This window comes from Arthrobacter cupressi, from assembly GCF_900099975.1.
In the GTDB taxonomy this organism is placed as follows: domain Bacteria; phylum Actinomycetota; class Actinomycetes; order Actinomycetales; family Micrococcaceae; genus Arthrobacter; species Arthrobacter cupressi.
Map to the genome: position 1 here is coordinate 348,251 of NZ_FNEI01000001.1, position 22,974 is coordinate 371,224.

Here is a 22,974-nt window from a genome sequence, read left to right on the forward strand (position 1 = left end):
TTGTTCCTAACCCACACGCTCACGCCGGCCGAGGATGCCCTGCGGACGGAAGAGGAGGACAACGATCATGACGACGAGTGCGCCCACATACTTCAGGTCCGGCGGCAGCACGAGGCTGGTCAGTTCGATGAAGATGCCGACCACCAGGGAGCCGACCAGGGCGCCGAAGACGGTGCCGAGGCCGCCGAGGGTGACGCCGGCGAAGATGGCCAGGAGGATCTGCGTTCCCATGTCCCAGGTGACGCCGGGGCGGTAGTACGCCCAGAGGATGCCGCCCAGGGCGGCCAGGAAGCCGCCGACGACCCAGACGATCCGGATGACGCGGTCCACGTCGATGCCCGACGCCGCGGCGAGTGCCGGATTGTCCGCCACCGCACGGGTGGCTTTGCCTAGCCGGGTCTTGAGCAGCAGGAGACCCAAGGCAGCGATTACCACGGCGGCGATCAGCAGAGACCAGAGGGTATTCGGGGAAATGGAGATCGGCCCGAGCTGCACGTCCGTGACCTGCGAACCGGGGAGCTGCTGGGTGTCGCCGCCGAAGAAGAACTGGAACACATACCGGGCGGCGAGGGCCAGGCCGATCGAGACGATCATCATCGGCACGAGGCCCGTTCCGCGGCGCCGCAGCGGACGCCACAGTCCGGCGTCCTGGACGTACCCGAACGCGGCGCCCGCCACAAGGGCCAGCGTGATCGCGAGCCAGACCGGCAGACCCCACGCGTTGAAGGCGAAGACGCCGAGGGCGCCGATGGTCACCATCTCGCCGTGGGCGAAGTTGGTCAGGCCGGTAGTCCCGAAGATCAGCGACAGGCCCACGGACGCAAGGGCCAGCAGCATGCCGAAGCTCACCCCGGCTACGAGGCGGTTGAGCAGGTTCTGGCCGAAGTCCTGGCCTTGCACCACAATGCCCTTGCCGAAGGCGAAAATCACCGAGAGGTTTGAGGTCTGGCTGAAGGAGACGTCCCGGGGATTCTGCTGGCCGTCGGCCAGCTTGATGCCTTCCGGCAGGGTGGAGGTGTCCAGCTCAACGGTGTAGGTTCCCTTGGCCGGCACCGGGATGGTCCAGGCACCGTTGGCGCCTGAGGTTGCCGAGCCTTCGAAGTTGTTGCCTTTGACGGAAATCCGGACGCCGGGAATCGGAGCGCGGGCATCATCACGGAGGAATCCGCTGATGTTGTTCTGGAAACCTTGTTGAGCGGGCGACGGCGAAGGCGACGGGGTGGTTGCCTGCGCCGCGGGGGCTGCCAGCAGCAGTGCTGCCACGAGGGCCGCGAAGAACGCCCCCACAACTTGCTGCAGTCCCGCATGCGGTCTCTTGGACCGCTTTCTGCTTATGCTTCTCAAAATGGAAAACCTTCCACATTGGGGGTGGTCCCGGTGCGCCATTGCAGCCGGTGCGAACGGTCATGGGCTCGGCGCACAGCTTCCGTAGCCTCTGCTGTGTGACTTGCATCACCCATGCGTGCTTATGCTACCGCCGAGCGAGCGCGAATAATGCTGTGCGCAGGGCTCCGGAGGTAGCGATCAGATAACAACTGTGAAGCCTGAGGCAACAAACAAGGCCGGGACGCAGCCGGAAATCCACTGCCCAAAGACGTTTTCGAACCGTGATCATCGGCCGGAACTTTCTCTCCCCGCCGGGCGTGGGAATTGGTAGCGTAAATTATCACAACGCCCTTATTCAGGAGGACATCCCACCATGGCACTCGGCGGCAACCCGATCTTCAACGGAAAGAATTTCCGTGGGGCTACGCAGGCACCGCCTGTTCCCGCCCATCCGTACGGCCAAAACCCGTACGGCCAAAACCCGTACGGCCAAAATCCCTACGGACAGGCCCCATATGGCCAGAATCCCTATGGCCAGGCCCCGTACGGCCAGGCCCCGCAGGGCCAGCCCGGCTGGGGGACGCCGCCACAGGGCATGAGCCGCGAGCAGCTCGAGCAGATGTACAACCGGCCCGCCGCCGGTCCGGCTGACACCGGCCGCATGACGTTCGACGACGTCATCATCAAGACTGCGGCCTGCCTCGCCGTGGTGGTGCTCGGCGCAGCCGTGACGCTGTTCGTTCCGATGGGTACCGCCAGCCTCCTGATGATCGTCGGCGCGCTCGGCGGCTTCGTCCTGGCGCTGGTCAACACCTTCAAGAAGCAGCCCTCGCCGGCCCTGATCCTGGCGTATGCCGGCCTCGAAGGCTTCTTCCTGGGTGGTCTCACCCGGATCCTGGATGGCATGTTCCCCGGCGTCGGCCTGCAGGCCGTGATCGGCACCGTCGCGGTGACAGGTGTGACCCTCCTGCTTTTCAAGAGCGGCAAGGTGCGCGCCACACCCAAGGCCATGCGCTTCTTCATGATCGCCCTCATTGGTTACGCGGTCTTCGCGCTCATCAACATGGTGATGATGTGGACCGGCGCCGTGGATTCGCCCTTCGGCCTGCGCACGGAGGTGGAGATCCTTGGCATTCCGCTGGGTGTCTTCATCGGCCTGCTGGCCATCGGCCTGGCCGCGTTCTCCCTCATCATGGACTTCACCAGCATCGAGGAAGGCGTCCGCGCCGGCGCTCCGGAGCGCTATTCCTGGACCGCAGCCTTCGGCCTGACCGTCACCTTGGTGTGGCTGTACGTGGAAATCATCCGCCTGCTGGCCATCCTGCGCGGCGACGACTAGCTGTAGCTAACAGAAGATGAGGGCCCCGCTTCGGCGGGGCCCTCATCTTGTTAAGCGAAGCCCCGCTCAGCTCAGCCGCTCGAACACCACGGCCATGCCCTGCCCGCCGCCCACGCACAGGGTGGCCAGGCCGAATGTGCCGTCGCGTTCCTGCAGGCCGTTGAGCAGGGTGTTGGTCATCCGGGCCCCGGTCATGCCGAAGGGGTGGCCCAGGGCAATTGCGCCGCCGTGGACGTTGAGTTTCTCCGGATCAATTCCCAGCTCCCGGGCGCTCGCCACCACCTGCACGGCGAAGGCTTCGTTCAGCTCCACCAGGTCGATGTCCGCCATGGTCAGCCCGGCCAGGTCCAAAACGCGCCGGGTGGATTCCACCGGGCCCATGCCCATGATCTCGGGGGAGAGGGCGCTCGCGGCAGTGGCCACTATGCGCGCCAGCGGTGTCAGGCCAAGCTCCCGCGCGCGGGAGTCGCTCATGACCACGACGGCGGCCGCGCCGTCGTTCAGCGGGCAGGCGTTCCCGGCGGTGACGGTTCCGCCGCGGCGGAACACCGGCTCCAGGGCACTGACGGCCTCCATTGTGACTCCCGGCCGGGGCGAATCGTCCCGCTCCACCACGGAGCCGTCGCCCCGGGTGTACGGGGTGATCTCGCGGCTGAAGAATCCCGAGGCAATCGCGGCCTCGGCCCGGTTCTGGCTGAGCACGCCCCATTCGTCCTGTTCCGCGCGGCTGATCCCGTAGGTGGTGGCCACGTTCTCGGCCGTCTGGCCCATGGCGATGTAGATGTCCGGCAGGCGGTCCCCGAGCCGCGGATCCGTCCACGGCGTGTTCGACTCCGCCCGGACGGCGGTGCGCTGCTTTGCGGACTGGAAGCGCGGGTTGTGCACCCCGGCGTCGCTCTCGCCGGCGCCGGCCCAGTTCTGGTAGCGGGACACCGCCTCAACGCCCCCGGCTACGAAGGCGTGGCCTTCGCCGGCCCGGATGGCGTGGAAGGCCATGCGCAGGGTCTGCAGGCTGGAGGCACAGAAGCGGTTGACCGTGACCGCGGGAACGTAGTCCAGCCCGCTCAGCACCGCCACCACGCGGGCCATGTTCGAGCCAGCCTCGCCGCTGGGTTCGGCGCACCCCAGGTACAGGTCGTCCAGTCCGAGCCCAGGGCCCGCGCCGGCGTCGAACGCCGGGATTTTGCCCAGGGCGGCGGTGACCATGGCGGCGGCCAGGTCGTCCGGGCGTTCGTCCTTGAGGGAGCCTTTGAAGGCCCGGCCGATCGGGCTGCGGGCCATGGACACGATGACAGCCTCAGTCATGGGGCCAGCTTACGCCCGCGCCGGGCTCCCGGACCGCGGCCGTTCAGGCCAGGCGGGAGGCCCCGGCGGCCGGGGTCACGGTGAAGATGTCCGGTGCGGTGTGGCCGGCCTCGGCGAAGGAGCGCACGACGGCGTCCCTCACCTGCTGCCCGAGTCCCACCGGGGTCAGGGCGATGGCGGAGCCGCCGAAACCGCCGCCGGTCATGCGCGCGCCGATGGCGCCGTTGGCCCGGGCGGTATCGACGGCGAGGTCCAGCTCGGGGCAGGAAATTTCGAAGTCGTCGCGCATCGAAACGTGGCTGGCGTCCAGGAAGCCGCCGATGCTGCCGGCGCCGTCCGTCGCCAGCCGCTCCACTGTCTCAAGCACGCGCGCGTTCTCCGTCACCACGTGCCGGACCCGGCGGAAGGTGGTGTCGTCGAGAACCCGGGCGGCGTCGTCGAGCTGTTCCAGCGCGAGGTCACGCAGTGCCGGGACGCCCATGAGCCGGGCTCCCAGCTCGCAGGACGCGCGGCGCGAGGCGTAACCGCCGTCGGCGTGCGAGTGCGAGACCTTCGTGTCGATCACCAGCAGGACCAGGCCCGCGGCCTCGGCGTCGAAGGGGACCAGCTGCACGCTCTGGTCCCGGCAGTCCAGGAACACCGCCTTTCCCCTGCTGCCGCGCAGGGAGGCGGACTGGTCCATGATGCCGGTCGGCGCGCCGACGAAGCTGTTCTCGGCCTGCTGGGTGGCCAGCACCATCTCTTCGGCGGACAGCCCGGCGCCGAGGAGTTCGTTCAGGGCGCTGATGACGGCGCATTCGATCGCGTGGGAGGACGAGAGGCCGGCGCCCAGCGGGACGTCGGAGTCCAGGAGCAGCTCGAAGCCGGGCACCGTGATTTCCCGCTGCTGCAGGGCCCAGGCGACACCGAGGGGGTACTTGCCCCAGCCTTTTGTTCCCGAACCGGGCGCGAGGCCCGCCAGCTCCGCGTCCACCATGCCCTGGTCACCGAAGGTGGACAGCAGCCGCACGGTGGAATCGTCGCGCAGGCGGACGGCCACCTTGGCGGTCTTGTCGATCGCGAAAGGCAGCACGAACCCTTCGTTGTAGTCGGTGTGCTCGCCGATCAGGTTCACGCGCCCCGGTGCCTGCCAGACGCCGTCGGGCGCTGCTCCGAAAGCCTCCTCGAAGCGGGCGGTGAGCCCGCTGCGGAGCTGCCCGTCTGGGTGGTCAACGGCCCGGGTCCGGGTCATGCGCGTGCTCCTTCCGGGAGGGTGTCCTTGAGCGCGGGGCTGGCAACCGTCCTGAGCCTCTCGGCGACGGCTTCGGGGGTGGTGTCGTTGATGAATGCTCCCATGGCAGCCTCGGACCCGGCGAGGAACTTCAGCTTGTCGGCGGCCCGGCGCGGGGAGGTCAGCTGCAGGTGAAGCTGGCCGGACGCCCGCAGGGAGGGCTCAAGAGGTGCCTGGTACCAGGCCGAGATGTACGGCGTGGGAGTGGGGTAGAGGCGGTCCAGCCTCTTGAGCAGCTCCAGGTACACCGCGGCCAGTTCGTCGCGCTCGGAGCCGTTCAGGGCGGCGAGGTCCGGGACGTGCCGGTGCGGGACGAGGTGGATTTCCAGCGGCCAGCGCGCGGCGAAGGGGACGTAGGCGCTGAAGTGTTCGGCTTCCAGGACCATCCGGCTGCCGTCATTGCGTTCGGCGCCGAGGATGGATGCGGCCAGGGTCTCCGTGCCGCCGCTGCGTTCAAAATGTGCGGCGGCGGCGGAGGCCAGGACTTCCGCGCGCGGGGTGATGTAGGGGTAGGCGTAGATCTGCCCGTGCGGGTGGTGCAGCGTGACGCCGATCTCCGCGCCGCGGTTCTCGAAGGGAAACACCTGCTTGATGCCGGGCAGTGCGCTCAGGGCGTCGGTGCGCTGCGCCCAGGCCTCGATCACCGTGCGTGCCCGCTGCTCGCTGAGCTCGGCGAAGGAGCCCGTGTGCTGCGGAGTGAAGGACACCACCTCGCAGCGCCCGTAGGCTGGCGCGCTGTGGCCCCAGCCGCTGTGGCCGGCTGCCTCCGGCAGCTTCCCCGTGGCCGGGCCGAGCGAAGGGAAGCGGTTTTCGAAGACCACGACGTCGTAGTCCGGCGCCGGGATCTCCGAAGGGTTCTCCGGCGTGGTCGGACAGATGGGGCACTGGTCCGCCGGCGGGAGGTGGGTGCGGCTTTGCCGGTGGGCGGCGACCGCCACCCAGTCCCGGCTCAATGCGTCGAAGCGGACTTCGCCTGGCTCGGCGCGGGGCGGCAGCGCGCGGTGGTCCTCCAGGGAGGCTGGATCCCGCGGCGCGGTGCCGGCGTCGTCGAAATACATCAGCTCCCGGCCATCGGCGAGGAAAGTGCTGCTAAGGCGAGTCATGTGACAATCATCGCACAACTGACCAAAAGTGCAAATTAATTAACAAAACATCACATCCGGCGATGCAGTACGGTGGTGCCATGCCTTCCGAGTCCGCCGGTGAACAGACCGAATCCCGCCGCTTTGCCAGCGGCCGCCAGTACGAGCTCCGCCGCGGCGACGCGCTCGCCATCGTCACGGAACTGGCCGCCGGCCTGCGCCTGTTCAGCCGCGGCGGCGTGCAGCTGACCGAAAGCTATGACGGCGACGAACTCCCGCCCGGCGCCACCGGCATCACCCTGGCGCCGTGGGCCAACCGCGTGGAAGACGGCGTCTGGTACCTGGACGGCACCAAGCAGCAGCTGGACATCACCGAAGTGGGCCGCAATAACGCCAGCCACGGCCTGCTGCGCAACGCCTCCTACGCCCTGGTGGACGAGGACGAATTCTCGGTCACTCTCGAAGCCGTGATCTTCCCGCAGCACGGCTACCCGTTCCTGGCCCGGCACCGGGTGCGCTACGAAATCGACGCGGAGCTCGCGCTGCGCGTCTCCCAGACCCTGATCAACGATTCACAGGACGCGGCGCCCTTCGTGCTGGGCGCCCACCCGTACTTGCGCCTGGGCGACACCGCCCCGGAGGAACTGCGGCTGACCGTCCACGCGGCCACCCGGCTGGTTGCCGACGAACGGCTCATCCCGCGCGGCGCAGCGCCAGCGGACGGCGAATACGCCCTGGGCGGCGGCGCCGCGGTGGCGGAACTGGATATCGACGTCGCCTACACGGACCTGGAGTTCGACGGCGGTACGGCCCGCCACGTGCTCAGCGCCCCGGACGGGCGCAGCGTGACCCTGGAACAGGACGAGAACTGCGGCTACGTGCATGTCTTCGTCACGGGCAACTTCCCGGGCCGCAGCAAGGCCGTGGCGATCGAGCCGATGACCGGCCCGGCGAACGCCTTCAACTCCGGCGAGGGCCTGCGCTGGCTGGAACCCGGCGCGTCCTTCACCATGCGCTGGGGGATCTCGGCCGCGCTCTGAGTGGATTCCCGCCCCGGAACCGGCGGTTTCCCATCCGGGCCCGCCTGGGGAATTATGGGGGCATGACGCCCACACCAGACGCCACTCCCTCCCGTCCGTCCGCGCGCCCCGCGGAGGCTCCGCCCCGGTTTTCCGAGAAGCAGCTGGCGCAGGACATCCCCTACGGGGTGCGGATCGCGGCGGCTTGGGCCTGGCGGATCGGGCTGATCCTGCTGGTGGCCGGGGCCCTCATCTGGCTGCTGTCCAAGGTCAGCTTCCTCATCATCCCGCTGATGGTCGCGTCACTGCTCGCCGGCCTGCTGCATCCGGTGGTGGCCTGGCTGCGCAAGGCCATGCCGCAGGGCCTGGCCGTGGCGATCACGGTGCTGGGCTTCATCGGGCTGATCGCCGGCGCCCTCGCGCTGGTGGGCCGGCAGCTCGCCACCGGCTTCGGCGAACTGTGGCAGCAGGCGCTGACCGGGATCCAGCAGGTCCAGTCCTGGCTCGCCGACGGGCCGCTGCACATCACGGCAGACCAGATCGACAAGTACATCGAGGACGGCGTCAACGCTCTGCAGAACAACAGCAGCAGCATCCTCAGCGGCGCCCTGTCCTTCGGCAGCACTGCCGGCCACTTCGCCGCCGGACTGGTCCTGGCCCTGTTCATCCTGATCTTCTTCCTGCTGGAAGGCTCACGGATCTGGAGCTTCCTGGTGCGGCTCCTGCCCAAGCGGGCCCGGGCAGCCACCGACGGCGCCGGACGCCGCGGCTGGGCCTCGATGGTCAGCTACGTGCGCATCCAGATGTTCGTAGCCTTCGTGGACGCCGTGGGCATCGGCGCCGGTGCCGCGATCATCGGCGTTCCACTGGCGTTGCCGCTGGGCGTGCTGGTGTTCATCGCCTCCTTCATCCCCGTGGTGGGTGCACTCGTCACCGGCGCGATCGCCGTCCTGCTGGCCCTCGTGGCGAACGGCTGGGTCAACGCCCTGGTCATGCTCGGCATCGTGCTGCTGGTCCAGCAGTTGGAAAGCCACATCCTCCAGCCGATCGTCATGGGCAAGGCCGTTTCCCTGCACCCGGTGGCCGTGATCCTTTCCGTTGCCGCCGGTTCCTACCTCGCGGGGATCCCCGGCGCGCTCTTCGCCGTGCCGCTGCTGGCCGTAGCAAATACGGCGGTGCGCTATATTGCCGCCCGGACGTGGGAACATGATGAAGGACTGTCCGCCTCCTACAGGGAGGTCGGAGCCGAGATGCAGGACCCTGACGAGGACCCCAACATCAAGGACACCCGGCCTGCCGCCCTGCGGCCTGCGCACGGCGGCAAGCAGTCCCCGGGCGGCAAGGATGCCCCCACCCATGAAGCGGCCGCCCGGCCAGGCTACGGCCAGGCTCCGGCAGCCGAGACCGACAAAGGAGAGTAATCCGTGAACACCCTCGAAACCCTGCCCGTCACCCTGGACGATGTCCTTAAGGCGCAGGAACTGCTCGAGGGCATTATTACGAAGACTCCGATTGAAACGTCACGGGCACTGGGCACCATGGTGGGCGGCGAGGTGTTCTTCAAATGCGAGAACCTCCAGCGTGCCGGCTCCTTCAAGGTGCGCGGCGCCTACGTCCGGATGGCCCGGCTCTCACCCGAGGAAAAGGCCCGCGGCGTGGTGGCTGCCTCTGCCGGCAACCACGCCCAGGGCGTGGCCGTCGCCGCCAAGAGCCTGGGCATCAAGGCCCGCATCTACATGCCGCTCGGCGTCGCCCTCCCCAAGCTCGCCGCCACCCGCAGCCACGGCGCCGAAGTGGTGCTGCACGGGCACAACGTGGACGAAGCACTCGCCGAGGCCCAGCGCTACGCGGACGAAAGCGGCGCCGTCTTCGTGCACCCCTTCGACAACGTCGACGTCGTGGCCGGCCAGGGCACCATCGGCCTGGAGATCCTGGAGCAGGTTCCCGACGTCGATACCATCCTGATGGGGGTCGGCGGCGGCGGGCTGCTGGCCGGCGTCGCGGTGGCCATCAAGGCCAAGGCCAAGGAACTTGGCCGCGAGATCCGGATCATCGGAGTCCAGGCCGAGAACGCCGCGGCCTACCCGCCTTCCCTCGCCGCTGACGCCCTGGTGCCGCTCAAGAAGGTGTCCACCATGGCGGACGGCATCGCCGTCGGACGTCCCGGACAGCTGCCCTTCAGCATCATCCGCGAACTGGTCGACGACGTCGTGACCGTCAGCGAGGACTCCCTCGCCCGGGCACTGATCTTCCTGCTCGAACGGGCCAAAATGGTGGTTGAGCCAGCCGGCGCGGTGGGCGTGGCCGCGCTCATGGACGGCACCATCGAGAACCCGGGCAAGGTGGCCGTGGTGCTCTCCGGCGGCAACATCGACCCCATGCTCATGCTTAAGGTGATCCAGCGAGGCCTGTCGGCGGCGGGACGGTTCATGACGGTGCGCATGATGCTCGACGACCGTCCCGGCTCGCTGGCCACCATCGCCCGCATCATCGCCGAGAACGACGCCAACGTCACAGGCCTGGACCACACCCGGGTGGGCGGCGCCATCAGCATGGGCGACGTCTCCATCACCATCAACCTGGAAACCAAGGGCCACGAGCACGGCAAGCAGGTGCTCGAAGCGCTCCGCGCCGAAGGCTTCCAGCCGATCGTGGTCCACTGACGGCGGAGGCCTGATGGCTTACCTCGGCGGCAGGACCCCGGAACCGCCGGCGCCCGGGAAGGAATCACTCGCTGCGCGCGCCAAGGGCGGCCTGCTCCTCATGGGCGGATTCGTCGCACTCCTGGCCGTGATCGAGCTGATCAACACGCTGCTCCTGCACGGGCTCAACCGCACCTTCGGCCTCCGCCCCAGGAGTGCGGACGGCGTGTTGGACATCGTGACCTTCCCCTTGCTGCACGCCAACTTCGGACACCTGTTCTCCAACGCCCTGCCGCTGGTCATCTTCGGCTTCCTGGTGTTCCTGTCCGGGCTCCGGGTGTTCCTGACCACCATGGCGCTCAGCTGGCTCGGTTCCGGGCTGGCAGTCTGGCTGATCGGCGGCGGCGTGACGGTCGGCGCCTCGGGGCTCGTCTTCGGCCTGTTCGCCTTCCTCCTGGTGCGCGGCGTCCTGAACCGCAGCTGGTGGCAGCTCCTGCTCTCGGTGGTGCTGTTCCTGGCCTACGGCGGCATCCTCTTCGGCGTGCTGCCCAGCGTGATGGGCGTGGTGTCCTGGCAGGCGCACCTGGGCGGCGCCATTGGCGGAGTCCTGGCCGCGGTGCTGCTCCGGCCCAAGGCTGATTAACGCAATACGCCGGCCCTCCCGCAAAAGGGGAGGGCCGGCGTCGTGGGGTAAACGCTCCTAGCCGGTGAACGGCTTGGCGGAGACGATCTCCACCGGGATTTCCTTGCCGTTGGGGGCGGTGTAGCTGAGCTTGTCGCCCTCCTTGTGGCCCATGATGGCGACGCCGAGCGGGGACTTCTCGCTGAAGACGTCCAGGTCGGAATCGCCGGCGATTTCGCGGGAGCCGAGCAGGAAGGTTTCCTCATCACCGGCGATGCGGGCAACCACGAGCATCCCGGGTTCGACGATTCCGTCGTCTGCCGGGGCTTCGCCGACCTGGGCGTCGCGCAGCAGCACGGTCAGCTGGCGGATGCGGGCCTCGATCTTGCCCTGTTCCTCCTTGGCCGCGTGGTAGCCGCCGTTTTCCTTCAGGTCGCCTTCCTGGCGTGCAGCTTCGATCTTCTGGACGATCTCCGCACGGCCGGCCCCGGACAGGTGCTCCAGTTCGGCCTTCAGGCGGTCATATGCGTCCTGGGTAAGCCACGCTGCAGTTGCGCTGTTGGTGGTAGACACGGACTTCTCCTTATGGATCTGCAAGCAAAAGACCCCGCCGTGGCGGCCACTTATGGAACTCAGCAACCAGTTCAGCGGGGTAAAGGTATTGATTCAGTGTAGTCAATCCTGTGGACAAACCAAAAGCGAAAGGAGTCGCGGGTCACACCGCCTCAGTGGCCGCTGTCTGTGATCCAGCAATTGTCCACCACGCCGGAGACGGCTTCGGACTCGGTGCGCAGCGCCAGCCGGTGGATGGTGGTGCGGCCGCCGTCGGCTCCGACCTTGGGCTCGTTCGGGCCGATCTCCACGACCTTCCAGCCGACCACCGCGAACTTCGAATCCAGGGCCTTCACCGCGCATTTTGCCGTGGCCCCGGGGTATTTGGCGACCTGGAAATCCACTTCGATCTGCGTGGCGTCGGTGGTGTGGTAGCCGATGTCCTTGAAGGTGACAGGTGCGGTGGCGCTGGTGGTGGCGATCCAGGCCATGAACCCGATGCCCAGCAGCAACGCCACGATAACCAGGTTTCGCATCCCCTTGCGCCCCAGGCGGCGCTTTTGGCCGCCGTAGCGATTGGCTAGGCTGTTACTTGCCGGCAGCGCGGTAGCCGAGGGGTCGTCCGAAGTCACCCATCCAGTTTAGTGCGCTTTCGGTGGCTCCCTTGCATCAGTCCATCTCCTGCCACCCCGCGCGCAGGACAATGAATGCCGGCACCACCCCGGCCGGCAGCACCAGAAAGAGGAACGTCCGAAGGATGAGCACATCCACCAGCTCCGCCACTCCGCTCCGGCTGCTCGCTGTCCACGCGCACCCGGATGACGAATCCAGCAAGGGCGCGGCGACCATGGCGATGTACGCCGCGTCCGGCGTCGAAGTGATGGTGGCGACGTGCACCGACGGCTCCCGCGGTGACATCCAGAACCCCGGCATGGAGGACGCTCCGCACCCCAAGCGGGACATGGCCGGTGCGCGCCGGTTGGAGATGAACGCCGCCGCGAAGGTGCTGGGCATCCGCCAGCAGTGGCTCGGGTTTGTGGACTCCGGACTGCCTGAGGGCGATCCGCTGCCCCCGCTTCCGCCGGGCTGCTTTGCCCTGCAGCCGCTGGAACGCGCCGCGGCGCCGCTGGTGCGCCTGGTCCGGGACTTCAAGCCGCACGTCATCCTCAGCTACGACGAGAACGGCGGCTACCCGCATCCGGACCACATCATGGCGCATAAGGTGGCCGTCGAGGCCTACCATGCGGCAGGGGACCCGGAACGATACCCGGGAATCGGGGAAGCCTGGGCGCCGAGCAAGCTGTACTACGACCGCGCCTTCAGCCCCGAGCGGTTCCGTGCACTGCACTTCGCCCTTGAGGAGGCGGGCCTGCAGTCGCCGTACGCTGCCCGCCTGGCTGCCTGGCTGGAGGCCGACGCCGAAGGCCATACGGCGCCGGGGCCCGTCCACCAAACCACCACCCAGGTGGACTGCGGGGACTACTTCGACCTCAGGGACGACGCGTTGCGGGCCCACCGCACGCAGATCGATCCCGAGGGCTTCTTCTTCGCAGTCTCCCCGGAGCTGCAGCGCACGGTATGGCCCTGGGAGGACTACACCCTGGTGCACTCCCGGGTTGAGGCCGAGCTGCCCGAAAAGGACCTGTTCGCGGGGCTAAGATAGAAGGTGCCGGCGATTTCTATGACACGTAGAAATCAGGCGGGAACCATGCCGCCCGGCAGCCAGCACCTCCCACAGAAGGTTTGAACAGTGCACCACATGCTCCTCGTCCTGGCCACGACCCCGGCGCCTTCGCCGTCTCCGTCCCTGCGCCCGGGCCTGTCGGAGGACCAGGTGACGCCCGGAACCTGGGGCTTCATCCTGACCGCCTTCATCGTGGTGCTCACAACCTTCCTGATCGTGGACATGGTCCGCCGGATCCGCCGGGTCCGGTACCGCGCCCAGGCCGAGGAAGCCCGCCTTGCCGCCGAGGGCGGCCCCGATGCCGAGGCCGATGGTGATGGCGGCGCAGCAACCCGCTGAGCAGCACCCCGCCTCCGGCCCTGCTTCGACGGAGCAGGGGAGCTTCAACGCCCTCGGCTCCGAGCCTTCGGCCTACCTGCGCCAGCATGCCCACAACCCCGTGCACTGGCAGCCTTTCGGGGATGACGCCTTCGCGCTTGCAGCGGCCCGCGACGTTCCCGTGTTCCTCTCCATCGGCTACGCGGCCTGCCACTGGTGCCACGTCATGGCCCATGAATCCTTCGAAGACCAGGACACCGCCGACTACCTGAACGCACATTTTGTGGCCATCAAGGTGGACCGCGAGGAACGCCCGGACGTCGATTCCGTCTACATGGCCGCCACGCAGGCCATCAGCGGCGAAGGCGGCTGGCCCATGTCCGTCTTCCTCACCCCCGAGGGCCTGGCCTTCCACGCCGGGACGTACTTCCCGCCCACTCCGCTTCCGGGCCGCCCGTCGTTCCGGCAGGTGCTCGAAGCGGTCCGCGAGGCCTGGCTGGAACGCCGCGACGCCGTCGAACAGAACGCACGCAACCTCGCCGCCGGGATGGCCGACGCGCAGGCCGGCGCCGTCGTCGTCCTCGACGGCATGCCGCAGGCCGTTGACCCCGCGCTGCTGTCCACTGCGGTTCGGGGCCTTGCGCGCACTGAAGACCCCGACGGCGGCGGCTTCGGCCGGGCGCCCAAGTTCCCGCCGTCGGCGGTGCTGGAGTTCCTCATCCGGCATGCCGCGGTGCCGTCGGCGACGTCGGACGCCGCGCGGGACCTGGCTGGCCGCACCCTGGCGGCAATGGCCCGTTCCGCGCTCCGCGACCAGCTGGACGGCGGCTTTGCCCGCTACTCCGTGACGGCTGACTGGTCGGTGCCGCACTTCGAGAAAATGCTCTACGACAACGCCCAGCTGGTGCGGGTCTACGCCCACTGGGTCCGGCTGGGCGGCGACGCCGTGTTCCCTGCGGAGGAAGCCGCGGCGGTGGCCTCGGAAGCCGCGGCGTGGATGATCGACGCGCTGGGGATCGGCACTGCTGCGGCCGGCGGACTGGCCTCCTCGCTCGACGCCGATACCGTGGTGGACGGTGTCCATCACGAAGGCGCAGCCTACCTGTGGAGCCCTGCGCAGTTGCGGGAAGCCTTGGGCCCGGAAGATGGCCCGGCGGTGGCGCGGCTGATGAACGTGCGCGAGCGGGGCACGGTGTCCGCGCACGGGTCGCCGCTGCATCCCGGCCGGAGTTTCAGCGCGGCCGACGCGCTGCTGTGGGAGCGTTCGCGCCCTGTGCTGCTGGCCGAACGCGGAAGCCGCAACCAGCCCGCACGGGACGACAAGGTGGTGGCAGGCTGGAACGGACTGGCCGTCGCCGCCCTGGCCGAAACCGGGGCCATCCTCGGTGAGCCCCGGTTAGTGGAGGCGGCGGAGAACATCGCCGGCTACCTGGAGCGGGTGCATTGGGACGCCGGGGAGCCGCGCGACGGCGAACCCGGGCGGGCGCGGCTCACCCGGGTCTCCCATGACGGGACGGCCCGCGGAATCGGCGGCCTGCTGGAGGACTACGCTTTCTGCGCCGACGGCTTGCTGGCGCTGTACGCCGTCACGGGCCGCGTCCGCTGGTACACCTTCGCCCAGGAGCTGCTTGCGGAAGCCGCCGACCGCTTCGCCGCCGGCGGACGCCTGACCGATTCGGCGGGGGAGTCCGGGCAGGTGCTCCGCGCGTCCGGCGAGCAACCGTCCCTGGACCCCTTTGACAACGCCGCGCCCAGCGGTGCGGCCGCGTTCGCCGGCGCCCTGCTGACATCGTCCGCCTACTCGGGCTCGCACGACCAGCGGGCCATGGCCGGGAACATCCTGAACCTCCTGCCGCCCATCGCAAGCCGAGCGCCGCGGGTGGCCGGCTGGCTCCTGGCCACGGGGCAGGCAGCCCTTGCTGGCCCGCTCGAGGCCGCGGTGGCCGGGCCGGACGGACCCGCCCGACGGGAACTGCACCTGGCACTGCTGCGCTCGCCGAGCCCGGGAATGGTGGTCGCCGTACAGGAAAATCCCGACGGCGGCCGGCAGGGTCCGGAACAGGAACCGGTTGCGCTGTTGGAGCACCGCGGCGCCGCGTCGGACGGTTCGCCCCAGGTGTACTTGTGCCGGGGCATGGTCTGCCAGCGGCCGGTCACCTCGCCCGCGGAACTCGGGGAACAGCTCGCGGCCATGACTGGCAGCCGGGCGGACACGGGGGAGCGATGAGCGGCGTGGAATGGCGCGGTCTGATCGCCCTGCTGCTCAATGAAAAGACCAGGATTGCGTTGGCTGAAGTGGTCCTCGAAGAGGCCGAACGGGAGGGCAGGCGGCTCTCCGCCTTGGAGCGGAGCAAAGCGCGGGCGGCCCTGACGGACGCCGGAGTGCTTGCCGGTGCCGAACCCGCTCCGGGCGTCAGCCGGGATTACCTTCAGCGGTTTCTCCGGCGACCCGGACGTGCGGACGGGGCCGGACTTGAGAGGTTCCTGCGGAGCGACGGGCGGATCGACAGGTATCCGGCGAATCAGGAACAGCGGCGTCTGCTCCTGGCTTGGGTCGCAGGGCAGGTCCTCGCACCGGGCGAGGTGATCGATGAGCGGACGTTAAGCGCCCGGCTCGGGGAGTACAGCGACGACCCGGTCCTGCTGCGGCGCTACCTGGTCGACGTGGAGCTGGTGGAACGGGCGCCGGACGGCAGCGCGTACTTCCTGCCCGAGGGCGGGACGCGGGATTAGCGCAGAACCGCGAACATGATCGCGATGAAATGCGCCGCGAAGCCGAAAACCGTGAAGACGTGGAAGAGCTCGTGGAAGCCGAAGACCCCGGGCCGGAAGTTGGGCGCCTTCAGCCCATAGAACACGGCTCCCGCGATGTAGAACACACCGCCGGCGCAGATCAGCACCACCGCCGGGACGCTCGCCGCGAAGAACTGCGGCAGGAAGAATACCGCGGCACAGCCCAGCGCTACGTAGATCGGCACGTACAGCCAACGCGGTGCATGCGTCCACAGCACCCGGAACAGCACACCGAGGAGGGCGCCCGCCCAGATCAGCCACAAGAGCAGCACCGCCGTGGGGCGGTCCAGCAGGGACCAGGCCAAGGGGGTGTAGCTGCCGGCGATCACCAGCATGATGTTGCTGTGGTCGAGTCGCTTGAGGAGCAGCCGCCGCTTCTCTGGCCAAGTGCCCCGGTGGTAGACGGCGGAGACGCCGAACAGCAGCGCCCCGGTGACGGCATAGATCGCGGAGGCAATCTTGCGGTCCGGGCCGGGTGCCAGGGTCACGAGCACAATTCCTGCTGCGACGGCGAACGGGGCGGCGACGGCGTGGATCCAGCCGCGCCAGAGGGGTTTGGCCAAGAGCTCCGACATTGTTAAAGAATAGGCTACGATCCGGTAGGTTACCAACGAGTAACTTCTGGCAGCTTCGCTTCACGACTGTGCGTGCACGTCCATTCCGGCCCGGGGCGGTAGCCTAGGTGATGCGCCTGCGGCACCTCGCCCGGGTCTGTGGTGAGTGAAGGAAGTCAGGTGAAGATCCGGATGGAGCTGCCCGGGATTCTCTACGGCTTCTACGAACGCAAGCTGCTGCGCTCCCTTGAAACGGACAAGATTCCGCGCCACATCGGCGTGATGGTGGACGGCAACCGCCGCTGGGCACGGCAGTTCAACGCGCCCACCAGCGAGGGCCACCAGGCCGGCGCGGATAAGATCCACGAGTTCCTCGGCTGGTGCCAGGAACTCGGCGTCAAGGTCGTCACCCTCTACATGCTCTCCACGGACAACATGAGCCGTTCCGGCGAAGAGTTGGACCTGCTCATGGGCATCATCGCCAACACCATGGACCGCCTGGACGAGGCCCCCGATATTTCGGTCCACGCCATGGGCGCCCCCGAACTGCTGCCCGACTACCTCGCCGAACGGCTCAACAAGCTCACCGCCCGCACGCCGGTGCGCGAGAAGCTGCACGTGAATGTCGCCGTCGGGTACGGCGGACGCCGCGAAATCGTCGACGCCGTCCGCGAACTTTTGCATGACGCCGTCGCCAAGGGCCGCGACATGGCCGAGGTCGCTGACGAACTTGATGTGGACGACATCTCCCGCTTCCTCTACACCCGCGGCCAGCCGGACCCGGACCTTGTGATCCGCACCTCGGGCGAGCAACGGCTCTCCGGCTTCCTGATGTGGCAAAGCGCCTACAGTGAGTTCTACTTCTGCGAAGCCCTGTGGCCGGCCTTCCGCAAGATCGATTTCCTGCGGGCCCTGCGCGACTACGCCGGCCGGCAGCGGCGCTTCGGCACCTGAATGCGTGAATTTTCCGTGAGCTGCCGTTCACGGGAAATTCACGTCCCGTCGACGCGAATCGCCGTCAGTGGTCACCGGAAATGTAACTGCGCGGGAATACGTTAATCCCATCAGCAGGCAAAACCGCCCGCTGATCGGGGAGGCCAGTAGATGGAGCGAAACATCGCACCTTATACGTGGGGGGCCGAGCCCGGCCTTCCGGCCGAGCCGCCTCACGAATAAGCCGGGCGAACGCCCGGGGCTGGAGTCGATGTGGCTATTTCTGAGCAACTGCCCGTAATCGTTTCCGACGGGGAAGGTGCAGCTACCTCTCGCAGCAAGCGGAGCCCCCACGCCAAGGCTCCGCGGGCCGGCAAGGCAGCCGGCCGAAGCTATGTCATTGACACCTCCGTGTTGCTCTCCGATCCGCGGGCACTGCTGCGCTTCGCCGAGCACGAGGTGATCGTGCCGATTGTGGTCATCACCGAACTCGAAGGCAAGCGCCACGATCCCGAGCTTGGCTACTTCGCCCGCAAAGCCCTGCGGCTGCTCGACGAGCTGCGCGTGAAACACGGCGGACTCAACACGCCCATCCCGATCGGCAGCGACGGCGGCACCCTCCGCGTGGAGATGAACCACATTTCCACCGAGGTTCTCCCGGCCGGATTCCGCGGCGGCGACAACGACAGCCGCATCCTTGCCGTCGCAAAGAACCTGGCCAATGAAGGCCGGAACGTCACGGTGGTTTCCAAAGACCTGCCGATGCGCGTCAAAGCCTCCGCCATGGGCCTGCTCGCCGACGAGTACCGCAACGAACTCGTCAAGGACTCCGGCTGGACCGGCGTGGCCGAGGTGGAAGCCAGCGAAGAGGAAATCAGCACCCTCTACGGCCACGAACCCGTTTTCATCCCCGCGGCCGCCGAACTTCCCGTGAACACCGGGCTGGTGCTCCTGTCCAACCGCGGCTCTGCCTTGGGCCGGGTGGGCGCGGACAAGCAGGTGCGCCTCGTCAAGGGCGACCGCGACGTCTTCGGCCTGCACGGACGTTCCGCCGAACAGCGGCTCGCCATCGATATGCTCATGGACCCCTCCGTGGGCATTGTCTCCATCGGTGGCCGCGCCGGCACCGGCAAGTCCGCGCTCGCGCTCTGTGCAGGCCTTGAAGCCGTCCTGGAACGCCGCGAACACCGCAAGGTGATCGTCTTCCGGCCGCTGTACGCCGTCGGCGGACAGGAACTGGGCTACCTGCCCGGCTCCGAGTCGGAAAAAATGAACCCGTGGGCGCAGGCGGTCTTCGACACCTTGGGCGCGTTGGTGTCGCAGGAAGTAGTTGAGGAAGTCATGGACCGCGGCATGCTCGAAGTCCTGCCGCTCACCCACATCCGCGGACGCTCCCTGCACGACGCCTTCGTGATCGTGGACGAAGCCCAGTCGCTCGAGAAGAACGTCCTGCTGACCGTCATGAGCCGCATCGGACAGAACTCCAAGATCGTCCTCACCCACGACGTCGCCCAGCGCGACAACCTCCGGGTCGGACGGCACGACGGCGTTGCCGCCGTCGTCGAAACCCTCAAGGGCCACCCGCTGTTCGGCCACATCACTCTCACCCGCTCCGAACGCTCGCCAATCGCTGCGCTCGTTACGGAGCTGTTGGAAGGGGCGGAGATTTAACCCGGCTGTCCTAAAAACGGGAGCGGCACCCGCCTTGGGTGCCGCTCCCTTGCTTTTGGTGCCTGTTCGTGGCTGGGTTCACCGGGAGACGGCCCTTCGTCCTCGCTTAGACACGACGCATAGGCACCCCTTCGGTCGCTGGGCGACCTTCGGGGTCCGATGCGCCGCGATGCGCTCCTTTACGAAGGACCGCCGTCCCGTCTCGCAGGCAAGTCACCTTTGGAATCCATTCGCCGTCCCGTCTTGTGCGGCCGACGCTTTACGCTCGCTAATCGAGCCCGAGGAACCTTGCCCAGGGTTCGTGGCCTTCCACTTTCAGGGTCCAGTTGGGGCGCTTGAAGGTTTCCGGGGTGAGGCGGACGCGTTGGACTTCTTCGACCTTCGGCCCCCAGTTGGTGCGGTAGGTGCCGTTCAGTTCGTAGCCGAGGGCGCGGGAGACGCCCAGGGATTTCTCGTTCCAGGCGGCGGCCTCGGATTCGGCAATGTCGGCTCGGAGGTGGTCGAAGGCGTAGCTCACGACGGCGGCGCGCATCTCCTTGCCGAGGCCGAGGCCTTGGGCGGACTGCTTGAGCCAGGAGCCGGTGCTGACGGTCTTTAGGACGCTAAAGTCCTTGGCGCCGATGTCCTGGCAGCCGATGATTACGCCGTCATACCAGATGCCCAGCAGCAGGGTCCAAGCCTCCGGGGTGGTGATGGAACGGCAGCTCCAGTGCCAGCGGGCCATGTTCGGGCCGAGCTCCTCCGCGGGCACTTCGGTTCAGGGAGTGCTGAAGGGGCTGCGTCCTGGTTCGTGGATGCCGCTGCGGGCGGCGTCGAGCAGGGCCGGGAGGTCCATGTCCTGGACCGGTTTCAGCTGCAGGCGCGGCGTGCTGAGCACAAGGCCGAACGCCGGCCAGATGTCCGTGAGCGAGGTCATCGGCCCAGCCTAGTCTCCGGCTGCAACGGTCTAGGCACCGGGCTCCCAGGTAATGTGCTGGCGGACATCGCTCAGGTTCATCGATTCAGCCAGGAACAGGTCGTCCAGCATGTACTCGTCCACGCCCAAGATGCGGATCCAGTGCCCGGTGCCGGCGGCGCCGTCGTCGAGCGCCTCGCTCGCCACGCAGACGCCCGTGGCGGTGTCGATCCGGAGCCGGGTCCGACCCGGCAGGCACAGGGGAGAACCGGGGTCCGCGGGGGAGTAATTAGGGCCGGGGACCACCACGGATTCCAGGGCCGGGCGGCCCTCGTGGTCCACTTCCCGCACCGCGCCCAGCGCCACGGGATTGCTTTCCGGGAACTCGATCGGCACCGGCGCATTGCCGGCAAGTTCCACCGGATCCAGTGCCGCGGCCAAGCGGCCGTTCCCGAAGGACGGCTCCCCGTACGCGGCTTCCGGCCGGCGGCGGACCAGCCCGGCGCCGTCGTACACGGGAGTGACGAGGTGCGCCGGCAACAGCCAGGAACTGCGGCTGGACCGGACATAGAAACTGTCCCGCGAATCGTTGATCCCGGTGGTGCTGTGCAGCAGCACGCCGTCCGCGTTCTCGAGGCGCAACGCTCCGGGTCGGCGCAACCACGCCTTGAGCGGGCCGCTCCCGTCCCCGGGAAGATCGCGGTACTCAAAGCGGAGGCTGGTCCATTTCCAGGGCGAGGACCGGCAGAGATTGCGGAATGTGGAGGACATGTCGGGGGAAATTCCGGCCCCGGATTCTGCACTGTAGCGCCCCATATCCACATAATACGGCCAGCATCGAGCGGCCCCGCCGGCAAACCGGATAGCATCCGAGGGTGATCCGACGACTCAGCGAACTGTGGAGTGCCAGCCCCGTGGCCTTTTGGCTGGTTGTGGCCGCATGCCTCTACTTCGCCGTCATGGCGGTCCGGCTGACCATCATCGACGTCCGCCATCACCTGCTGCCCAACCGGATCGTGTTCCCGTCCTACGGGGTGGCCGGGGTGCTGCTGGCGGGGGCCGCGCTCGCCGTCGCCTTGTCCGGCGCCCTCGGGGACCTGCCCGACGCCGGTGCGGTCCTGTTTGGGGTGCCGGTCCTGGGGATCGTGGCCGGGGGAGCGGCGCTGTGGCTCTTCTACTTCGTCCTGCGGTTGATCCACCCGCCCGGCATGGGATTCGGGGACGTCAAGCTGGCCGGGGTGCTGGGTCTGTACCTGGGCTACCTCGGGTGGGGCCACATCTTCGCCGGGACCTTCCTGGCATTCCTCTTCGGTGGTCTGTGGAGCCTGTTCGTCCTGGCCGCCCGCCGGGGCACCCTCAGCTCCGCGATTCCCTTCGGGCCATTCATGCTCGCCGGCGCCGCCGCGGCCATGGCGGTGCTGCCCGCCTGAGCCGGGGAACACAGTACCGGGCCGTAGGCTGGTCCCATGCCGGCACCCGACTACGTCCTGAAACTGCGCGAGAAGATCGGCCACGACCCGCTGTGGCTCCCGGGCGTTCGGGGTGTGGTCGTCAACGATGCCGGCCAGATCCTGCTCGGCCGGCGCGCCGACAACGGGAACTGGGCGCTCATCACCGGCATCCTGGAACCGGGTGAGGAACCGGCGGCCGGGCTCGTCCGCGAAATCGAGGAGGAAACCGGGGTGGTCGTGGAGGTGGAGCGGCTCCTGGATGTGGTGGTCAACGGCCCCGTCACGTTCCCCAACGGCGATGTGTGCACCTTCCTCAGCGTGGAGTACCGGTGCCGCTACGTTTCAGGCGAAGCGAAAGTCAACGACGACGAAAACCTCGAGGTGGGCTGGTTCAGTCCCCGGGACCTCCCGGACCTCGGCCCGGGCCACCTGGCGTGCGTACGACTCGCTGTGTCCGAGGAGGCACCGGCTGACGCTGAAGATGACCGCTGAGGAGGAAACCGGCCAGGGCAGCAAAGGAACTAGGAACGGGCCCGTGCGGCGCTGACGGCGCGGTAGCCTGCGAAGCACGCGGCGGCCCCGCAGAGCACAGCGCCGGCGATCATCGCAGCGTTGCCCGCTGCTGTGAAGGTCATGGAAACCGCGAGGAGCGCACACAGGACGGCCCCCAGCCCCCAACGGACGGCGGGGCTGGTGGTTGTCGATTCATCGGGATCCGGGCTCACCGTTCAAGCCTAACAAGGCGCGGCATCCGTTTTCCGGCCGTGACCTTCCGCCGGAGAATGCAACGCGGCTGTGCTTCCGGTGCTGCGGCTCCCGGAGCAGACTGGTGCCCTGGCAAGGAACCAGCAGAACTTCGGGGGCTTTCATGAACGTGCGCACTCGACTGTCACGGCACGCGGTGCCGGTCCTCCTCGTGGCCCTGAGCGGAACGGTTGCCGCCTGCGGCAACGCCCCCGGGGCGCCCGACCCCGGCGGCCGCGGCACCACCAGCCCCACCCAGATGAGCCCGACGGCACCTGACGAAGCTCCCTCCGCCATCCCCACGAGAACCACCCCAGTGCCCGGGCCGGTGTGCAAGGGCAGCCCACTGGGCTGCCGGATCTACCGTTCAACCGGCGGGAGGGACGGCACCGGCGAACTGGCGTGGCTGAAAAGCAAGCCCCTGGAAGTCTCGATGTACTACGTCAATGAAACCTGGACCGTGGGGGTGAAGACGCCCTGCAATGGCCTCGGTGTCGAGGTCAAAACCGAGGCAGGAAAGTGGATTCCCGGAAACATCATCGCGACCGCAATGGGCTGCCCCGGCCCGGAAAGCGGCTACGAGAACTGGACGCACGAGCTCTTCAAGCAGCCGGTCACCTGGAAACTCGACGGCACGAAGCTGGTGCTGCACAACAGTCACGGCACCGTCGAACTCCGGGACGCGGGTCGCAACCCGCACATGTAGCGGACCGCTCCCCGGTACTTCGGTCCCGGAAAGTTTTTCGGGCCGGAAAGGCCGACGGCGGCCGGCGC

23 protein-coding genes and 1 pseudogene are annotated in these 22,974 nt (G+C 68.0%); 14 read left to right on the forward strand and 10 right to left on the reverse strand.

Annotation, left to right across the window (positions count from 1 at the left end):
• Positions 1-6 precede the first annotated feature (6 nt).
• Entirely contained in the window at positions 7-1,287 is a 1,281-nt protein-coding gene (locus tag BLP88_RS01570; RefSeq protein WP_074586343.1) for a branched-chain amino acid ABC transporter permease, read from the reverse strand.
• A 412-nt stretch (positions 1,288-1,699) separates the two neighbouring features.
• Here BLP88_RS01570 and BLP88_RS01575 point away from each other — a divergent pair, with 412 nt between their 5' ends.
• Positions 1,700-2,665 carry a Bax inhibitor-1/YccA family protein gene (locus tag BLP88_RS01575; RefSeq protein WP_074586345.1) on the forward strand — a complete coding sequence of 322 codons (966 nt, stop codon included), beginning with the start codon at positions 1,700-1,702 and terminating at the stop codon, positions 2,663-2,665.
• A 66-nt stretch (positions 2,666-2,731) separates the two neighbouring features.
• On the opposite strand, the gene BLP88_RS01580 is transcribed toward BLP88_RS01575, so the two are convergent.
• The 3 genes from BLP88_RS01580 to galT are packed head-to-tail and all read right to left on the reverse strand — an operon-like array spanning position 2,732 to position 6,343.
• The gene (locus BLP88_RS01580; protein WP_074586346.1) at positions 2,732-3,970 is read right to left on the reverse strand and encodes an acetyl-CoA C-acetyltransferase; all 1,239 of its coding nucleotides are present in this window, start codon (positions 3,968-3,970) and stop codon (positions 2,732-2,734) included.
• A gap of 43 nt (positions 3,971-4,013) precedes the next feature.
• The gene (galK, locus tag BLP88_RS01585; protein WP_074586348.1) at positions 4,014-5,201 is read right to left on the reverse strand and encodes a galactokinase; all 1,188 of its coding nucleotides are present in this window, start codon (positions 5,199-5,201) and stop codon (positions 4,014-4,016) included.
• Positions 5,198-6,343, reverse strand: coding sequence for a galactose-1-phosphate uridylyltransferase (gene galT, locus BLP88_RS01590; protein ID WP_074586350.1), 1,146 nt, complete (start codon positions 6,341-6,343; stop codon positions 5,198-5,200). Before galT ends, galK begins: the two co-directional genes overlap by 4 nt.
• A gap of 80 nt (positions 6,344-6,423) precedes the next feature.
• Here galT and BLP88_RS01595 point away from each other — a divergent pair, with 80 nt between their 5' ends.
• The 4 genes from BLP88_RS01595 to BLP88_RS01610 all read left to right on the forward strand — a co-directional run bounded on the left by BLP88_RS01595 (position 6,424) and on the right by BLP88_RS01610 (position 10,626).
• A complete protein-coding gene (locus BLP88_RS01595; RefSeq protein ID WP_245679730.1) occupies positions 6,424-7,362 on the forward strand; it encodes an aldose 1-epimerase family protein in 939 nt (312 codons plus the stop codon).
• A 62-nt stretch (positions 7,363-7,424) separates the two neighbouring features.
• Positions 7,425-8,762, forward strand: coding sequence for an AI-2E family transporter (locus tag BLP88_RS01600; RefSeq protein ID WP_084110677.1), 1,338 nt, complete (start codon positions 7,425-7,427; stop codon positions 8,760-8,762).
• A 3-nt stretch (positions 8,763-8,765) separates the two neighbouring features.
• Positions 8,766-10,004 (forward strand): threonine ammonia-lyase, encoded by a 1,239-nt coding sequence (gene ilvA, locus BLP88_RS01605; protein WP_074586353.1) that lies wholly within the window; start codon positions 8,766-8,768, stop codon positions 10,002-10,004.
• A 13-nt stretch (positions 10,005-10,017) separates the two neighbouring features.
• Positions 10,018-10,626 (forward strand): rhomboid family intramembrane serine protease, encoded by a 609-nt coding sequence (locus BLP88_RS01610; RefSeq protein WP_074586355.1) that lies wholly within the window; start codon positions 10,018-10,020, stop codon positions 10,624-10,626.
• Positions 10,627-10,683: 57 nt separating this feature from the next.
• Here BLP88_RS01610 and greA read toward each other — a convergent pair whose 3' ends face one another.
• Positions 10,684-11,178 carry a transcription elongation factor GreA gene (greA, locus tag BLP88_RS01615; RefSeq protein ID WP_074586357.1) on the reverse strand — a complete coding sequence of 165 codons (495 nt, stop codon included), beginning with the start codon at positions 11,176-11,178 and terminating at the stop codon, positions 10,684-10,686.
• Positions 11,179-11,330: 152 nt separating this feature from the next.
• Positions 11,331-11,693, reverse strand: coding sequence for a DUF4307 domain-containing protein (locus tag BLP88_RS01620; RefSeq protein WP_245679731.1), 363 nt, complete (start codon positions 11,691-11,693; stop codon positions 11,331-11,333).
• 221 nt (positions 11,694-11,914) lie between these two features.
• Between BLP88_RS01620 and mca the strand changes: the two genes are divergently transcribed.
• The 4 genes from mca to BLP88_RS01640 all read left to right on the forward strand — a co-directional run bounded on the left by mca (position 11,915) and on the right by BLP88_RS01640 (position 15,892).
• Entirely contained in the window at positions 11,915-12,820 is a 906-nt protein-coding gene (gene mca, locus BLP88_RS01625) for a mycothiol conjugate amidase Mca (protein ID WP_074586360.1), read from the forward strand.
• A 96-nt stretch (positions 12,821-12,916) separates the two neighbouring features.
• Positions 12,917-13,180 carry a hypothetical protein gene (locus tag BLP88_RS01630; RefSeq protein WP_218872647.1) on the forward strand — a complete coding sequence of 88 codons (264 nt, stop codon included), beginning with the start codon at positions 12,917-12,919 and terminating at the stop codon, positions 13,178-13,180.
• Complete coding sequence (locus BLP88_RS01635; protein WP_074586624.1) at positions 13,152-15,386, forward strand: thioredoxin domain-containing protein; 2,235 nt, start codon at positions 13,152-13,154, stop codon at positions 15,384-15,386. The genes BLP88_RS01630 and BLP88_RS01635 overlap by 29 nt, the downstream gene beginning before the upstream one ends.
• Before the next feature lie 5 nt (positions 15,387-15,391).
• Positions 15,392-15,892 (forward strand): DUF2087 domain-containing protein, encoded by a 501-nt coding sequence (locus tag BLP88_RS01640; RefSeq protein WP_175453464.1) that lies wholly within the window; start codon positions 15,392-15,394, stop codon positions 15,890-15,892.
• Here BLP88_RS01640 and trhA read toward each other — a convergent pair.
• Entirely contained in the window at positions 15,889-16,527 is a 639-nt protein-coding gene (gene trhA / locus BLP88_RS01645) for a PAQR family membrane homeostasis protein TrhA (protein WP_074586364.1), read from the reverse strand. The genes BLP88_RS01640 and trhA overlap by 4 nt on opposite strands.
• 171 nt (positions 16,528-16,698) lie before the next feature.
• Between trhA and BLP88_RS01650 the strand changes: the two genes are divergently transcribed.
• A complete protein-coding gene (locus tag BLP88_RS01650) occupies positions 16,699-17,460 on the forward strand; it encodes an isoprenyl transferase (protein ID WP_074586626.1) in 762 nt (253 codons plus the stop codon).
• A 378-nt stretch (positions 17,461-17,838) separates the two neighbouring features.
• Positions 17,839-19,110, forward strand: coding sequence for an RNA 5'-3' helicase PhoH2 (phoH2, locus tag BLP88_RS01655; RefSeq protein WP_373366910.1), 1,272 nt, complete (start codon positions 17,839-17,841; stop codon positions 19,108-19,110).
• 268 nt (positions 19,111-19,378) lie between these two features.
• On the opposite strand, the pseudogene BLP88_RS01660 reads toward phoH2, so the two are convergent.
• Positions 19,379-20,026, reverse strand: a pseudogene (locus BLP88_RS01660) (GNAT family N-acetyltransferase).
• A gap of 30 nt (positions 20,027-20,056) precedes the next feature.
• Positions 20,057-20,776, reverse strand: coding sequence for a hypothetical protein (locus tag BLP88_RS01665; RefSeq protein ID WP_084110678.1), 720 nt, complete (start codon positions 20,774-20,776; stop codon positions 20,057-20,059).
• A gap of 104 nt (positions 20,777-20,880) precedes the next feature.
• Here BLP88_RS01665 and BLP88_RS01670 point away from each other — a divergent pair, with 104 nt between their 5' ends.
• Both BLP88_RS01670 and BLP88_RS01675 read left to right on the forward strand, forming a co-directional pair.
• Positions 20,881-21,435: a prepilin peptidase gene (locus BLP88_RS01670; RefSeq protein ID WP_074586368.1), complete on the forward strand. Its 555-nt coding sequence runs from the start codon at positions 20,881-20,883 to the stop codon at positions 21,433-21,435.
• 36 nt (positions 21,436-21,471) lie between these two features.
• Positions 21,472-21,948, forward strand: coding sequence for an NUDIX hydrolase (locus BLP88_RS01675; protein WP_074586370.1), 477 nt, complete (start codon positions 21,472-21,474; stop codon positions 21,946-21,948).
• A gap of 29 nt (positions 21,949-21,977) precedes the next feature.
• On the opposite strand, the gene BLP88_RS01680 is transcribed toward BLP88_RS01675, so the two are convergent.
• On the reverse strand, positions 21,978-22,181 hold the full coding sequence (locus BLP88_RS01680; RefSeq protein ID WP_074586372.1) for a hypothetical protein: 204 nt from the start codon (positions 22,179-22,181) through the stop codon (positions 21,978-21,980).
• Positions 22,182-22,324: 143 nt separating this feature from the next.
• Between BLP88_RS01680 and BLP88_RS01685 the strand changes: the two genes are divergently transcribed.
• Positions 22,325-22,906: an META domain-containing protein gene (locus tag BLP88_RS01685; RefSeq protein WP_084110679.1), complete on the forward strand. Its 582-nt coding sequence runs from the start codon at positions 22,325-22,327 to the stop codon at positions 22,904-22,906.
• Positions 22,907-22,974: the final 68 nt, after the last annotated feature.

Bases quoted from the DNA above. Each gene is read 5' to 3' on its own strand.
- BLP88_RS01630 (WP_218872647.1), top strand. From the start codon at position 12,917: ATGCTCCTCGTCCTGGCCACGACCCCGGCGCCTTCGCCGTCTCCGTCC.
- BLP88_RS01635 (WP_074586624.1), top strand. From the start codon at position 13,152: ATGGTGATGGCGGCGCAGCAACCCGCTGAGCAGCACCCCGCCTCCGGC.
- galT (WP_074586350.1), bottom strand. From the start codon at position 6,343: ATGACTCGCCTTAGCAGCACTTTCCTCGCCGATGGCCGGGAGCTGATG.
- BLP88_RS01650 (WP_074586626.1), top strand. From the start codon at position 16,699: ATGGAGCTGCCCGGGATTCTCTACGGCTTCTACGAACGCAAGCTGCTG.
- BLP88_RS01600 (WP_084110677.1), top strand. From the start codon at position 7,425: ATGACGCCCACACCAGACGCCACTCCCTCCCGTCCGTCCGCGCGCCCC.
- BLP88_RS01620 (WP_245679731.1), bottom strand. From the start codon at position 11,693: ATGCGAAACCTGGTTATCGTGGCGTTGCTGCTGGGCATCGGGTTCATG.
- BLP88_RS01580 (WP_074586346.1), bottom strand. From the start codon at position 3,970: ATGACTGAGGCTGTCATCGTGTCCATGGCCCGCAGCCCGATCGGCCGG.
- mca (WP_074586360.1), top strand. From the start codon at position 11,915: ATGAGCACATCCACCAGCTCCGCCACTCCGCTCCGGCTGCTCGCTGTC.
- BLP88_RS01675 (WP_074586370.1), top strand. From the start codon at position 21,472: ATGCCGGCACCCGACTACGTCCTGAAACTGCGCGAGAAGATCGGCCAC.
- BLP88_RS01685 (WP_084110679.1), top strand. From the start codon at position 22,325: ATGAACGTGCGCACTCGACTGTCACGGCACGCGGTGCCGGTCCTCCTC.
- BLP88_RS01595 (WP_245679730.1), top strand. From the start codon at position 6,424: ATGCCTTCCGAGTCCGCCGGTGAACAGACCGAATCCCGCCGCTTTGCC.
- BLP88_RS01665 (WP_084110678.1), bottom strand. From the start codon at position 20,776: ATGTCCTCCACATTCCGCAATCTCTGCCGGTCCTCGCCCTGGAAATGG.
- BLP88_RS01575 (WP_074586345.1), top strand. From the start codon at position 1,700: ATGGCACTCGGCGGCAACCCGATCTTCAACGGAAAGAATTTCCGTGGG.
- BLP88_RS01610 (WP_074586355.1), top strand. From the start codon at position 10,018: ATGGCTTACCTCGGCGGCAGGACCCCGGAACCGCCGGCGCCCGGGAAG.
- trhA (WP_074586364.1), bottom strand. From the start codon at position 16,527: ATGTCGGAGCTCTTGGCCAAACCCCTCTGGCGCGGCTGGATCCACGCC.
- galK (WP_074586348.1), bottom strand. From the start codon at position 5,201: ATGACCCGGACCCGGGCCGTTGACCACCCAGACGGGCAGCTCCGCAGC.